General features: G+C 62.7%; 12 protein-coding genes. All 12 read right to left on the reverse strand.

Annotation, left to right across the window (positions count from 1 at the left end; all coding sequences use genetic code 11):
* Positions 1-31 precede the first annotated feature (31 nt).
* Positions 32-1222, reverse strand: a complete 1191-nt coding sequence (locus PQR40_RS23860; protein WP_408509978.1) for an O-succinylhomoserine sulfhydrylase — start codon at positions 1220-1222, stop codon at positions 32-34.
* Between the two features lie 305 nt (positions 1223-1527).
* Entirely contained in the window at positions 1528-3075 is a 1548-nt protein-coding gene (gene purF, locus PQR40_RS23865) for an amidophosphoribosyltransferase (protein ID WP_408231096.1), read from the reverse strand.
* 146 nt (positions 3076-3221) lie between these two features.
* The gene (locus PQR40_RS23870; RefSeq protein ID WP_408340118.1) at positions 3222-3716 is read right to left on the reverse strand and encodes a CvpA family protein; all 495 of its coding nucleotides are present in this window, start codon (positions 3714-3716) and stop codon (positions 3222-3224) included.
* Between the two features lie 7 nt (positions 3717-3723).
* A complete protein-coding gene (locus PQR40_RS23875; RefSeq protein ID WP_408231102.1) occupies positions 3724-4632 on the reverse strand; it encodes an SPOR domain-containing protein in 909 nt (302 codons plus the stop codon).
* 29 nt (positions 4633-4661) lie between these two features.
* Positions 4662-5972 carry a bifunctional tetrahydrofolate synthase/dihydrofolate synthase gene (gene folC, locus PQR40_RS23880; RefSeq protein WP_408509979.1) on the reverse strand — a complete coding sequence of 437 codons (1311 nt, stop codon included), beginning with the start codon at positions 5970-5972 and terminating at the stop codon, positions 4662-4664.
* Positions 5973-6126: 154 nt separating this feature from the next.
* A complete protein-coding gene (gene accD / locus PQR40_RS23885) occupies positions 6127-6999 on the reverse strand; it encodes an acetyl-CoA carboxylase, carboxyltransferase subunit beta (RefSeq protein WP_120348788.1) in 873 nt (290 codons plus the stop codon).
* Between the two features lie 80 nt (positions 7000-7079).
* Positions 7080-7892: a tryptophan synthase subunit alpha gene (gene trpA / locus PQR40_RS23890; RefSeq protein WP_408340114.1), complete on the reverse strand. Its 813-nt coding sequence runs from the start codon at positions 7890-7892 to the stop codon at positions 7080-7082.
* A gap of 32 nt (positions 7893-7924) precedes the next feature.
* Positions 7925-8842 carry a DNA-methyltransferase gene (locus PQR40_RS23895; protein ID WP_408340112.1) on the reverse strand — a complete coding sequence of 306 codons (918 nt, stop codon included), beginning with the start codon at positions 8840-8842 and terminating at the stop codon, positions 7925-7927.
* An 11-nt stretch (positions 8843-8853) separates the two neighbouring features.
* A complete protein-coding gene (gene trpB, locus PQR40_RS23900) occupies positions 8854-10047 on the reverse strand; it encodes a tryptophan synthase subunit beta (RefSeq protein WP_408231115.1) in 1194 nt (397 codons plus the stop codon).
* Positions 10048-10107: 60 nt separating this feature from the next.
* On the reverse strand, positions 10108-10821 hold the full coding sequence (locus PQR40_RS23905; RefSeq protein ID WP_408340110.1) for a phosphoribosylanthranilate isomerase: 714 nt from the start codon (positions 10819-10821) through the stop codon (positions 10108-10110).
* On the reverse strand, positions 10818-11630 hold the full coding sequence (gene truA / locus PQR40_RS23910) for a tRNA pseudouridine(38-40) synthase TruA (RefSeq protein WP_408231121.1): 813 nt from the start codon (positions 11628-11630) through the stop codon (positions 10818-10820). Before truA ends, PQR40_RS23905 begins: the two co-directional genes overlap by 4 nt.
* Positions 11627-14161 (reverse strand): motility hub landmark protein FimV, encoded by a 2535-nt coding sequence (locus tag PQR40_RS23915; RefSeq protein WP_408509980.1) that lies wholly within the window; start codon positions 14159-14161, stop codon positions 11627-11629. Before PQR40_RS23915 ends, truA begins: the two co-directional genes overlap by 4 nt.
* Positions 14162-14295: the final 134 nt, after the last annotated feature.

Genomic DNA, 14295 nt, shown 5'->3' on the forward strand with positions numbered 1-14295 from the left:
TCCTTCTTCCAGCTGCACCTGCCATGCGTTATTAACCCGCCAACCCGCGCTCCAGATCGCCGCGGATATCGCCGGCGTTTTCCAGACCCACTGCGAGACGGATCAGGCCTTCGCTGATACCTGCCGCCGCTCGCGCCTCAGGCGTCACGCGACCGTGTGTGGTCGTAGCCGGATGCGTGATGGTGGTACGCGTATCGCCGAGATTGCCGGTGATCGAGCAGATCTTCGTGCTGTCAATCACGCGCCAGGCATTCGCGCGCATCTGCTCGGGCGTGTCGCCCTTCAACTCGAACGACAGGATCGCGCCGCCCGCCTTCTGCTGACGCATCGCCAACGCGTGCTGCGGATGCGATTCGAGCCCCGGGTAGAACACGCGGTTCACGGCCGGATGCGTTTCAAGCCAGCGCGCGATTTCGAGCGCATTCTCCGACTGCTTTTCGACGCGCAGCGACAGCGTTTCCATGCCCTTCAACAGCACCCATGCATTGAACGCGGACAAGGTCGGCCCGGCACTGCGCACGAATGGGAACACCTTTTCCATGATGAATTTCTTCGAGCCGACCAGCGCGCCGCCAAGCACACGCCCTTGGCCGTCGAGGAACTTGGTGGCCGAATGCATCACCACGTCCGCGCCGAGCTTCAACGGCTGCTGCAAAGCCGGGCTACAGAAGCAGTTGTCGACCACGAATATCGCATTGGCCGCCTTCGCGATCTTGCTGATCGCTTCGATATCGGCGACTTCGGTCAGCGGGTTCGAAGGCGTTTCGAGAAAGAACATCTTCGTCTCCGGGCGCACGGCGTTTTTCCACGCGTCCAGATCGGTCGGATCGACAAAAGCGGTCGTAATGCCGAACTTGCTGAAGATCTGCGAGAACATGCCGAGCGTCGAGCCGAACAGCGCTTGCGAGCTGACCAGATGGTCGCCGGCCTGCAGCACCGACATCACCACCGACATGATCGCGGCCATCCCCGAAGCCGTGGCCATGCATGCTTCGCCGCCTTCGAGCGCCGCCAGACGGTCCTGGAACATCGAGACGGTCGGGTTCGTGAAGCGCGAATAAGTGTAGTTGTCTTCGGAATTCTTGAATTTTTCGGCGGCGTCCGCGGCACTCGCGAAGACGAAGCTCGACGTCAGGAAAATCGCTTCCGAATGTTCGTTGAAGTCGCTGCGCACTGTGCCCGAGCGGACTGCCAGCGTATCGAAGTTCAGGGAGTCGTCCATATTCGTTCTGGTTTCCAATGTTCCATGGCTGGGTTCAGCGTCTACGGCTCACATGAAAGGAGCGCATCACGCCAAACGGCAGCAACAAAAAAGCCCGCTTTTGCGTCGGCATAAGCGGGCTTCATGTGCGGGGGAAAGCTGGAGCGGAGGCGGATGACTGCGGCTTTTCCACCATTCGCTTTAGCTGTTTTGGGTTGCCCCGCGTCCGCAAGCTGAGATCAAATCGACGCAAGCCATTATGCTAACACGCTCGCGGCATGGCGTGCAGCGGGCCAATGACTTGGCACACCGCACGCGGGATTGCTTCAACCAACCGACAATTGCAGATGCAGTTGCGAACGTGCCGGGCCGCCCTCGGCCGCGTCGCTCGCGGCGTCGCGGTCCGATTGCGAGGACGGTGCGAGACGCGCGGTTTCGATGCGGTCGAGGTATTCCGTGGTGATATCGCCGGTCACGTAGTTGCCGTCGAAGCACGAAGCTTCGAATTCCTTCAGCGCCGGGTTGATATCGCGCACCGCCTGCTTCAGGGCGTCAACGTCCTGATAAACGAGATAGTCCGCGCCGATCATGCGCGCGACTTCATCGTCCGTGCGGCCATGTGCGACGAGTTCACCGCGCGTGGGCATATCGATACCGTAGACGTTCGGGTACTTCACCGGCGGCGCCGCCGAAGCGAAGATCACCTTGTTCGCGCCGGCATCGCGTGCCATCTGCACGATTTCGTGCGAGGTGGTGCCGCGCACGATCGAATCGTCGACGATCAGCACGTTCTTGCCCTTGAACTCGATGCCCATGGCGTTCAGCTTCTGGCGCACGGACTTCTTGCGCATCGCCTGGCCCGGCATGATAAAGGTGCGGCCTACGTAACGGTTCTTGAAGAAGCCTTCGCGATACTCAACGCCCAGCTTCTTCGCGACCTGCATCGCGGCCGGACGTGACGAGTCGGGAATCGGCATCACGACGTCGATTGGGACGTCGGGTAATTCACGCCTGATCTTCTCGGCGAGGTAATCGCCCATGCGCAGACGCACGTTGTAGACCGGCACGCCGTCGAGCACCGAGTCCGGACGCGCGAGATATACGAGTTCGAAAATGCACGGATTCAGGCTCGGATTCGTCGCGCATTGCTGCGAGTGCAAATTGCCCTCGAGGTCGATGAAAATCGCTTCGCCCGGCGCAATGTCACGCACAAATTCGAAACCAATACCTTCGATCGCGACGGATTCCGATGCCAGGATCCACTCGACGCCTTCCGGCGTTTCCTGCTTGCCGAGGCACAGCGGGCGAATGCCGAACGGGTCGCGAAAGCCGAGCAAACCGTAGCCAGCAATCAGCGACACGATCGCGTACGAACCGCGCACCCGGCGATGCACACCCGACACCGCCTTGAACAGCGCAGCCGGATCGAGTTGCAGGCTCGAACTGGACAGCTGCAATTCGTGCGCGAGCACGTTGAGCATCACTTCGGTGTCGGAATTGGTATTGATGTGGCGGCGATCGATGCGGAACATCTCATCTTTCAGTTGCTGCCAATTGGTCAGATTGCCGTTATGCGCGAGGATGATGCCGAACGGCGCATTCACGTAGAACGGCTGGGCCTCTTCTTCGCTCGATGCAGAACCAGCGGTCGGGTAACGGACCTGGCCGATACCGGTCGTGCCGGGCAGGCTGCGCATGTTGCGCGTGCGGAACACGTCGCGCACCATGCCGTTGGCCTTGTGCATGTGGAAGTTGCTGCCGTTCGCGGTCGCGATGCCGGCGGCGTCCTGACCGCGATGCTGCAGAAGCAGCAGGCTGTCATAGATCACCTGATTGACCGGAGAATGGGAAACTACGCCTACGATGCCGCACATGGCATGTCCTTCAAAGGTACGAAATTCGTAACGGCGGCCGGTGCCAAAGATGCTGCGCGAGGGTACGCGATGGTACGCGACGGTGCATAGAGGCAACCGGATTGCGCCGGAGTCCTGCTGCGCTCCCTTAACCGTTCACCTGATCGTCACACGCGGACGTAGGCAGCGAGCGTCTCGGGAAGCAGCGGTTTCATTACGTGCACGCCCTCAACCGCATAGGGTCGAAGCAAGGCGTTGCGCCAGAATTCCTGTTGGGGCAGTTCGGTCAAGCCTGCAAGGGCGACCAGAATCAGCACCAGAATGACCCCGCGCACGAGGCCGAACATCAAACCGAGCGAGCGGTCCACGCCGCTCAAGCCGGTTGCCTGCACAATGCGGCTCAGCAACGCGTTCAGTACGCTTGCCACCAGCACCACGCCTATCACCAGCAGCGCGAACGCCAGAAGCCACTGGGTCAGCGCGCCGCCCGGCCACGTGGCAGGGATAAATGGCACGACATAACCGACGAAGCGGCAAGCAATGAAAAATGCCGCGATCCAGCCAATCAGCCCGAATACCTCGGACAAAAAGCCGCGCCATGTGCCGCGCAAGGCCGACAAACCGATCACCGCCATTACAGCGTAGTCGAAGGCAGTGAACATCGCTCGCTTACTGTGCAGCGCCGCTGTTCGCGCCCGACGTCAAGCCGGTCTCACGAACCTTCGCAATCGCGGCGCTAGCCGCTGCCCGGTCAGCGAACGGACCGGCGCGCAGTAGGGTAAGTGTCGAGCCGTCAGCCTGTTTCCGATGTTCTGTATATGCAGGCACACCGGCCGCTTTCAACTTGGCGGCCCAATTACGTGCGTTGGCGTCATTCGCAAACGCGCCTAGCTGGACGGCAAAACGGCTGCCCGGCGGCGATGCCGGCGTACCGGAATTGGCGTCCGCGCCTGCGGCGGCGGTATTCGCGCTGTCTTCGCTCGGAGCTGGAACGTTCGCGGCGCTTTGCGTGGCGGGCGCGTTGGTCGGCTTGGCCGGTTTGGCTGGCGCTGCAGGCGCCGTATTGGCGGCAACGGCCGGCGCTTGCGGCTTCACTGCCGGCCTGGCTGCGGGCGCGGCACCCGTAGCCGCGCTCTGCTGTTTGGCTGCGCCGGACTGGCCTTGCGTGGCTGCCGTTGTCGGCGCAAGACCGGAAGCGGCAAGTGCCGCGTCAGGCGCTGGGTTATCCGGTGCTACGCCGGCCTGCGTGTCTTCGTCGGTCTTGGCGACCTTCGGCGCGGGGCGGCTTGGAATGTCGATCGAGATGTCGTCCGTGACGGGCTTTGGATGCGAATCCAGCACCATAGGCAGGACCACCACCGCGGCGACAACCAGTGCGATCGCGCCGACGAGCCTGCGCCGCGCACGCTGCTTTTCAGGCAACGTAGGGTCGAGCAGCATCGCATCGGCATCCACGGTGCGCTCCGTGCGGCGGGTTCGCCGCTCCACGCGTTCGCCACGGGCGGCCCGAGTGGAACTGGTGTTTGCGCCGCGCCGGGTGGGCGCGTCGTCTTTCTTGCCGAACGAGAAAATTCCCATGAATCGCTTGGTTCGAGCCTGGCGCCCGTTCAGTGTTGCTGCGATTTACGGTAGGCCATTACGCCTGCAACCGTATAGAAACTGCCGAAAACCACGATTCTATCATTCTCTGACGCTCGTTTTAGCGCGTCTTGGAAAGCCTCTGCCGGTGTTGCGTAGCGCGTCACGCTGCTGTCGTTGCCCTCGCTTACGCCCTGCTCGCGCAAGACCGCTTCGAGTTCTTCCGCCGAAGCCGCACGCGGGGTCGGCAGATCGGTCACGCACCAGTGGTCAATTTCGCCTTTCAGATGGGACAAAACGCCAGCAATGTCCTTGTCGCGCATCGCGCCGAACACGGCGTAGGTGTACGGGAAAAAGCCCATATTGCCAAGGTTTTGCGTCAACACCGCCGCCGCGTGCGGATTGTGACCGACGTCGAGCACGACGGCCGGCTTGCCGGGCAGCACCTGGAAGCGCCCCGGCAGTTCGACGTTGGCGAGGCCGAGCCGGATGTCCTGCGCCGATACGGGTAGACGATCGCGCAGCGCTTCGAGTCCCGCTAGGGCTGCCGACGTGTTGATCAACTGATTCGCGCCGCGCAATGCCGGATAGGCGAGCGAGGAACGGCGCATCGTCGGGCCCACGTAGCTCCATTGCTGGCGCTCGCTGCCTGCCTGCCCTTCATAGCGGAAATCACGGCCAAATAGCCACAGTTCGGCGCCGATTTTTTCGGCGTGGTCGATCAATGTTTGCGGCGGCACCGGATCGGCGCAGATCGCCGGCTTACCCGGGCGGAAAATGCCGGCTTTTTCGAAGGCGATTTTTTCGCGCGTGTCGCCGAGGTAATCGGTGTGATCGATATCGATACTCGTGATGATCGCGCAGTCCGCGTCGAGAATGTTGACCGCGTCGAGGCGGCCGCCCAGCCCGACTTCGAAGATCACCGCGTCGAACTCGCGCGAGGCGAACAGGCTCATGATCGCCAGCGTCGTAAATTCGAAGTAGGTCAACGTGACCGGTTCGGCGAGACTCAGGCGCGCGGCTTCGACAGCTTCGAAGTGCGGCAGAAGATTCGCGTCGCTGGCCATTTCGCCGTTCACTCGGGCCCGCTCATTGAACGACAGCAGATGCGGCGACGTGTGGCAGCCGACCGTGAAGCCCGCGCGCAGCAAAATCGATTCGAGGATCGCGCAGGTCGACCCCTTGCCGTTCGTGCCGCCGACCGAGATGATCGGGCAGGCGAACGACAACTGCATCGCGTCACGTACCTGCGTGATGCGCCCCAATCCCATGTCGATGCCGACCGGATGCGCGGATTCAAGGTGCGTGAGCCACGCGTCGAGGGTGGGGAATGTGGTCATCGAGTGAATCTGTGCTGCGTTGCGAGATCGTGATTATCCCGGAAATGACAGCGCGCCGCTTGATGACTCTCGCGGCGCGCTGGTTTATTTACTGCTTTTCTTGACGGCAGCCGCGCCTGGAGCGGCACGGCGCTGAATCGGACTGCGCTGTGACTTAAGCGACTGCGTCAGCCGGTTGATGGCTGAGGAGCGCCATCAATTGCGCGATCTCTTCACGCAGCTTGCGACGATCGACGATCATGTCGACTGCGCCCTTGGTCAGCAGGAATTCGGCGCGCTGGAAGCCTTCCGGCAGCTTTTCGCGCACAGTTTGTTCGATCACGCGCGGGCCGGCGAAACCGATCAGCGCCTTCGGCTCGGCGATCACCACGTCGCCCAGGAACGCGAAACTCGCCGACACGCCGCCCATGGTTGGATCGGTCAGCACGGAAATGAACGGCAGCTTGGCTTCGGCGAGCCTGGTCAGCATGGCCGTGGTCTTCGCCATCTGCATCAGCGAAAGCAAGCTTTCCTGCATCCGCGCGCCGCCCGAAGCGGTGAAGCAGATAAACGGCACTTTCTGTTCGAGCGCGTTCTGTGCGCCGCGCGCGAAACGCTCGCCGACCACCGAACCCATCGAGCCGCCCATGAACGAGAACTCGAAGCACGCGACCACCACCGGCAGCGTGTGGATGGCACCGCCCATGACGACCATCGCGTCGGTTTCGTCGGTGTCGTCCATCGCCTCTTTCAGGCGATCCGGGTACTTGCGGCTGTCTTTGAACTTGAGCGCGTCGACCGGGACGATTTCCTGGCCGATTTCGTAGCGGCCTTCCGGATCGAGCAGGCCGTCGAGCCGCTCACGCGCGCCGATGCGCATGTGATGGTCGCACTTCGGGCAAACGTGCAGATTGGCCTCGACGTCATTGCGGTACAGCACGGCTTCGCACGACGGGCACTTGATCCACAAGCCTTCCGGAATCCCCTTGCGGCTCTTCGGGTCGGTTTGTTTGATTTTCGGCGGCAGCAGCTTATCGAGCCAGCTCATATTGAATCCTTCTGGGGTCAACGGTTGCGCAAACGGCGGGACGAACCCGCCGCTCACACTACAGACGACAAAAATAACTGTTATCGGGCAGTCGCGACGCTATCCAGCGCCTCGCGCACTTCAGCGATGAAGCGCGTGAGCGTCTCGGCGGCGGCTTCGGGCGCCGCTTGTTCGAGCAATTGCACGATACGGCTGCCGATCACGACGGCATCGGAAACTTCCGCCACCGAACGCGCCGTTTGCGCGTCACGGATGCCGAAACCGACGCCCACCGGAAGGGGTACGCGCGACTTGATGGCCGGGATTTTACTCGCGATGCTGGAAACGTCCAGATTTGCCGCACCGGTCACGCCTTTCAACGACACATAATAGACGTAGCCGCTGGCGATTTTGCCGACTTCTGCGATGCGTTCATCCGTGGAAGTGGGCGCAAGCAAAAAAATCGGATCGATGCCCGAAGATCGCATCTGTTCAGCGAAGTTAGCGCATTCTTCGGGTGGATAATCGACAACCAGCACACCATCTACCCCTGCTTCCTTCGCCGCCTTGGCAAACGCTTCGGTACCCATGCGTTCGATCGGATTGGCGTAGCCCATCAGCACCACCGGCGTCTTGTCGTCGGTTTCGCGGAAGCGCTTCACGTCGGCCAGCACGTGGCGCAGCGACACACCATGCGCCAAAGCGCGTTCGGACGATTGCTGGATCACCGGGCCATCGGCCATCGGGTCGGAAAAAGGCACACCTAGTTCAATCACGTCGGCGCCGCCGGCGGCGAGCGCGTGCATGAATTCGACCGTGCGCGCCGGATCCGGATCGCCGGCTGTCATGAACGGAATCAGGCCTTTCTTACCCTGGGCGGACAACGCGGCAAATGTGTTCTTGATACGGGACATGGAATATTCTCGGATTTTGGGCTACTGCGCGCTTATTGCGCCTCGGTTTGCTGCTCAGCGTTGCCCGCAATCTTGCGGGTTTTGCGAGCAGCAGTAGGCGCCGACGCGGCCGCGCTAACGCGTTCGCGCGCTATTGCGCAGTAACTTTCATTGATCTCATAGCCGACGAATTCGCGCTGCTGCCGAGCGCAAGCGACTGCGGTGGTGCCGCTGCCCATGAACGGGTCGAGCACGCGCCCGCCCTTCGGACAACTTGCCAGCACCATCCGCTCGACGATTTCCAGAGGCTTCTGAGTCGGATGATCGACGCGCTCGGCGTGTTGCCGATGCAGTCGAGATACCGACCAGACGTCCTTCGGATTATAGCCAAGCTCCAGCCACTTGCTGCCTTCGAACAATTTACGCGAACGCGCCTTCTTCGTGACGGCATCGTACGGGATGCGGACGGGATCGAGATCGAAAAAATACTCTTTCGATACCGCGAAAAAGCCGATGTTGTCGTGCACCGAAGTGAAACGGCGCACGGTTCCGCCCATGCTCGGCACACGCCGGTCCCAGATGATTTCGTTGATCATCGTGAGTTTTGTCTTCAGGAAGCTGAAGATTTCCGGTGCGTACTGCCACGTGCAGAAGATATACAGCGAACCCGACGGCTTGAGCTTCGGAATAGCCAGCTCGAGCCAGCCACGCGTCCAGGCGAGGAAATCCTCGCCGGAGCGCATGTCGGAGTCGTTGCCGTAATCCTTGCCGAGTCCATAAGGCGGATCGCAAAGGATCAGGTCGATCGACCCGTCGGGGATGTTCGCCACATCGGTCAGAAAATCGCGGTTCAACAGCCGGATACCGGCGGGCACCTGCGGTAAAAACAGTGCAGGTGCCTCGACCGCCACTACCTCGGCGGCCGGGGTAGTTTCAAGCGCCGGTTGCGGCTCGTCGAACTCGTCGCGCATCGTCGCGGCGCTCAGAACTGAATGCCCGATCGCTCGGCGACCGTATGCATGTCCTTGTCGCCGCGGCCCGACAGGTTGACCAGAAGAACCTTGTCCTTCGGCAACGTCGGCGCGAGCTTCGCGGCATAAGCCAGCGCATGGCTGGATTCCAGTGCCGGAATAATGCCTTCGATACGACAGCAATCGTGGAAGCCCTTGAGCGCTTCTTCGTCGGTGATGCTGACATATTGCGCGCGCTTGCTGTCTTTCAGCCACGCGTGCTCAGGGCCGACGCCCGGATAGTCCAAGCCGGCCGAGATCGAATGCGTCTCGATGATCTGACCATTCTCGTCTTGCAGGAGATACGTGCGGTTACCGTGCAGCACACCCGGCGTGCCGGCGATCAGCGAGGCGGCGTGCCGGCCGGTTTCGATCCCATCGCCTGCTGGCTCGACACCAATCAGCTGCACCGAAGTGTCGTCAATGTACGGGTAAAATATACCCATTGCATTCGAACCACCGCCAACGCACGCAATCACGGCGTCCGGCTGGCGACCGACCAGCTCGGGCATCTGCACCTTGCACTCGTCGCCGATCACGCGCTGGAAGTCGCGCACCATCATCGGATACGGATGCGGTCCCGCCACCGTGCCGATGATGTAGAACGTGTTTTCGACGTTGGTGACCCAGTCGCGCATCGCTTCATTGAGCGCGTCTTTCAGCGTGCGCGAGCCGGACGACACGGGCACGACGGTCGCGCCGAGCAGCTTCATCCGGTACACGTTGGCGGCCTGGCGGCGCACGTCTTCCTCGCCCATGTAGACCACGCATTCCATGCCGAAGCGCGCCGCAATGGTCGCGGTCGCCACGCCGTGCTGGCCCGCGCCGGTTTCCGCGATCACGCGCGGCTTGCCCATGCGCTTTGCGAGCAGCGCCTGGCCGATCACGTTATTGATCTTGTGAGCACCGGTGTGATTCAAATCTTCACGCTTGAGGAAAACCTGCGCGCCGCCGAGCATTTCGCTCCAGCGTTGCGCGTGATAAATCGGGGACGGACGACCCACGAAATACTTCAGTTCGCGCTCGTATTCGGCGACGAATTCCGGGTCTTTCTGATATTTCTCGTACGCGGCACGCAGCTCGTCGAGTGCGTGAACCAGCGTTTCAGCGACGAACACGCCGCCATATTGGCCGAAATGGCCTCTTTCGTCAGGCAAGTTATACATGGTGATCACTCTTCTCAGTGTGGCGCACGGGTTTCGTATGAAAAAACCGCGCCGCCTGAATCATTCAGCGTCTGCCGCACGCACTGCGCGTACGAACGCCGCCATCCGGGCGTGATCTTTCACGCCCCTGGCGCCCGGCAATTCGATGCCGCTCGAGACATCGACCGCGTACGGGCGCACGCGATGGATCGCATCACTGACGTTTTGCGCGTTCAACCCACCACTCAAAACGGCCCGACGCGCGAGCTCTGCTGGAATAAGTGACCAATCGAAAACCTTCCCGCCGCCGCCATAGCCTTCGACATGGGTGTCGAACAGAAGGCCGCTGGCAGCTGAATAGTTAAGCGCTGATTTTACCAAATCTGCCGGTTGAGTATCCGCCGCGACTCGCAACGCGCGCAACCAAGGCAAACCCGCAACTCCGGCAAGGGTTTCGCACTGCTCCGGGCTTTCGTCGCCATGAAATTGCAGCAGCGTGAGCCCGACATTGCTAACGACTTCGCGAATCCAGTCCGGCGTAGCGTTGACGAACAAGCCGACTACCGACACAAACGGCGGGATGTCGTGCACCAACTCGACGGCCTGCGCAACGCTTACCGAGCGCGAGCTCGGCGGATAGAACACGAGGCCGATCGCGTCGGCGCCGAGGTCGATCGCCTGGGTCACGTCTTCGGGCTTCGACAGGCCGCACAGCTTGATACGCGTGCGATGCGGCGCGGCGTGCTGTTGCGCGCCGGCGTTAGATTCGGCTGCCAGGTTTTCGGTCGATTTCATGTTTGCGCTTGCTCGGTCCATACGGTACTCCACGGCACGCTGCCGGTCTGTGGCGCGGGCACGGCGAATTGCTCAGGATAGCCCACCTGCGCCAGGTACAGGCCGTCAGGCATGAAGGTCGGCGCGGCACAGTCGCGATCGCGGCTGGCGAGAACCTCGGCCATCCACTCGGCCGGATGGCGTCCCCGTCCGATATCGACGAGACAGCCCATCAGGTTGCGCACCATATGGTGCAGGAAGGCGTTCGCCCGAAAACGGAAATGAACGAAGTCGCCCTGTTGCCGTAAGTCGATCTGATACAGATGCTTGACCGGTGTTTTCGCTTGGCATTGCGATGAACGGAACGCCGAAAAATCGTGCTCGCCGATCAGGTGGGCGGCAGCGGTCCGCATGGCGTCGACGTCGAGCGGCGTGTGTATCCAGCCGGCTCGCGTAGCCTGCATCGGCGAGCGGAACGGATGGACGTACAGGACGTAGTAATAGGTCCGTTCGAACGCCGAAAAGCGCGCGTGGAACGCGTCGGGCATCGGCTTGGCCCACTGCACGGCGATCGTCTTCGGCAGGAAGGCGTTGGTGCCGCGGATCCACGAAAAGTCCGTGCGGTCGAGTTCAGTGTCGAAGTGCACGACCTGGCCAAGGCCGTGCACGCCCGTATCCGTCCGCCCAGCCACAACGGTTTGAACGGGCGTTTGCGCGAACTCGCGCAACGCCCGTTCAAGCTCGTCCTGCACGGTCTTGCGGTGCAACTGCGACTGCCAGCCGCAGAATGCCGAGCCGTCGTACTGGATGCCTAGCGCAATACGCTTCACGACAATGGCGCGAGCGTCGAGAGCAGCGCGCGGGCGTCGGCGCGCGTGGCCGGATCGTTCGCTTCGATCACTTCGTTAATGAGCGTGCGCGCGCCGGACAGATCGCCGAGGTCGATATATTCGGCGGCCAGATCGAGCTTGTTGCGGGCGATGCGGATGAGATCGGCCTGCGTGAAGGCGGGCAAGGGCTGAGCCGAGCTCGGCGGCAATTCGAGGTCGAAATCGAGCTTCAGCGCCCCGAAACCGGCCGCGCCCAAGCCTGCAACGGCAGCATGGCCTGCGGTGCCGGCGGCGATTTCATCGGCGATGTGCGGAGTGTCGTCCGGATCGTGCGGTGCCACAGCTTGCTGCGCAACGGTTTCCGGGGATGCAACCGGCTGTGCCGCCTGCGATCCGGGCGTGCTCACCGCTGCGTCGGTCGATTCGACGCGCGGCGGCAATGACATGTCCAGACTGCCGAATGCATCGACGGCGTCGCGTGGGAACCCGGTCGGGACGGACGGCGCGGGCTGATTTTGCGCGACGGTTGCCGGTTCGATATTCGGTGCGCCATCGGGCGTCGCGGTTTCGACTTGCTGGTGTGATTGCGGTTGCGGCTCAACCTGATGTTGCGCGAAATCAATGACCGGTGGCGGGATATCGAGATGATTCCGCGACTCGGCAAGCGGCTCATTCATCGGCTCGGCCAACGGCGCGGCCGGCGCGCTCGATGCCGGTTCGTCCTCCCATTGCAGACGGTGCGCAGGCACCTCTTGCTGGAAGGTCTCGCTGACCGGTTCAAGCGACGTCAGCGGCAAAGCTTCAGCTCCGAGTTCCGCGGCGGCTGCAAGGCTCGCAGCCGTGGTCGCTCCGTCGAGATTTTCGTGATGGGTTGCGGGAAGCGGTTCGGACGTGAAATCGCTTTGGGCGGCCGGAACGAGGTCCGGGCTCGGCTGCTCAGGTTCGATGAATGCGGGCGCTGGGTGGCTTTCCTGCCACGCGTGCTGGGGCGCGCTGGGGTCTTGTACGGATAAGGCTGTGTACGATTGGTGAGCTGCGGCTTCGTGCTCTGCCGCGGCTTGTTTTGTTGCGGCTTGTTCTGCGGCCGCACGTTCCGCTGCTGCAGCTTGGTCTGCCCCCGTGCGTTCGGTTTCTGCGTTCTCTGCTGCCTCACGCGCAGCCGCTCCCCGCGCCGCCGCCTCGCGAATTTCCGCTTCACGCTCCGCTGCCACGCGCGCCGCCGCTTCACGCTCCTCGGTCTCGCGGTCAGCCGCCACCAGGGCGGCCGCCTGCCTCGCTGCCGCTTCGCCACTCACGTCTGATGCTTCGCTCGCCGGCACCTGTTCGGGCGTCGGAACGACATCCTGCTGCGGCCCAACCGCCCGCGCGGAAGCTGCCGCTGCGTCCTCCGCCAGCGAGCCTCCAGCCGCAGCAACATCGGGACGCTTACGCCGACGCAGGCGCAAAGCCGCCAGCAGCACGACCAACGCCGCGCCGATCGCTGCTGCCACGCTCAAATTCGTCTGCGAGATGCCAACGTCATTCGACGTGGAAATCGCAGCGCCGCCATGACCGGAAACGGCCGCCGCAGACGAAACGCCAGCAGCCGGCTGCGCACCGCGCGTCGAAGGCGTAACTGTTGCGACCGGCGCACCGCCGATGCCATGTTTCTGCAACTCCATCAGCACGCGGTTTTTCAGCGCAAGCAATTGCTGCAAGCTGGATACCTGCGCACGCGGTTGCGATGCCGGCTGTTCAGTGGCCGTCGCTGGAACAGATGCTGTGGCAGGCGCCGACGCACCTTCCGCAGGCTCGCTGGCCGAAGGCTGGATCGCGCCCGACCAGACATGTGCACCGCTCACCGGCAACGCGCCTGCAGCCTGTGAGCCCGCTACGGGCGCCGTCGAGACCGCACCAGCCGTTGTCGTGCTACCCGGCGTCGCCGGGCTTGCTTCAGCCGTCGAGCTAGCCGCCCCCGACACCGCAGGCGTGGCCGGCGCTACAGCGCGAGCTGCGGCGCTTGCCGCGCTCGCAGCGGCGGCATTGACCTGCGCCACGCCGCTCGCGACGCCAACTGCAGCGCCGACCACCGCCGCGTTCGGCGCGGAAGCAGCCGTAGCCGTCGCAGCCGACGATGCGGCGGATGCAGATCCCGCAACCGGCGCGGAAGCCGCCAGAGCGCCGGACGCATCCAGTGCTGGGATCGTCAACAGCGCGCCTATGCGCATCCGGCTCGGGTCATGGCTCATGAAGGCATTCGGATTCGCGTCGAACAGCGCGCGCGAAGCGCGTGCGAGCGTTCCCCGGTCGTGCGATTGCGTGACGGCAATCGCCACGTCGTTCAACGACTGCCCGGGCCGCACCGTATATTGACTCCCGGCGGCGTAGGAAACGGAGGCGCCCTCCGGCGCGCTTGCGGCGTCGCCAGGCGCTGCCACTGCGCTACCAACGCCGGCGCCAGCCAGCGCGAGCGCCAAAGCGGCCGCTGCCGTCAGCCGGCCCGTACCTTGATGCATAAACATAGCCCGAAGGGAAGAGAGTCGAAGGTTCATCGGGACTCCTGGCGCGTCAGCGCGCAACCCTTTTTTGCGGTTGGAAAGAGACAAGATAATCGGAGCACACAATGAAAAAAGCGCCGCGCAAGCGCGACGCTTTTTGAATTTTCTACGCGTCGTAAGCGCGTAGT

Origin of the sequence: Paraburkholderia sediminicola, from assembly GCF_046026855.1 — a bacterium.
Taxonomy (GTDB): domain Bacteria; phylum Pseudomonadota; class Gammaproteobacteria; order Burkholderiales; family Burkholderiaceae; genus Paraburkholderia; species Paraburkholderia sediminicola_A.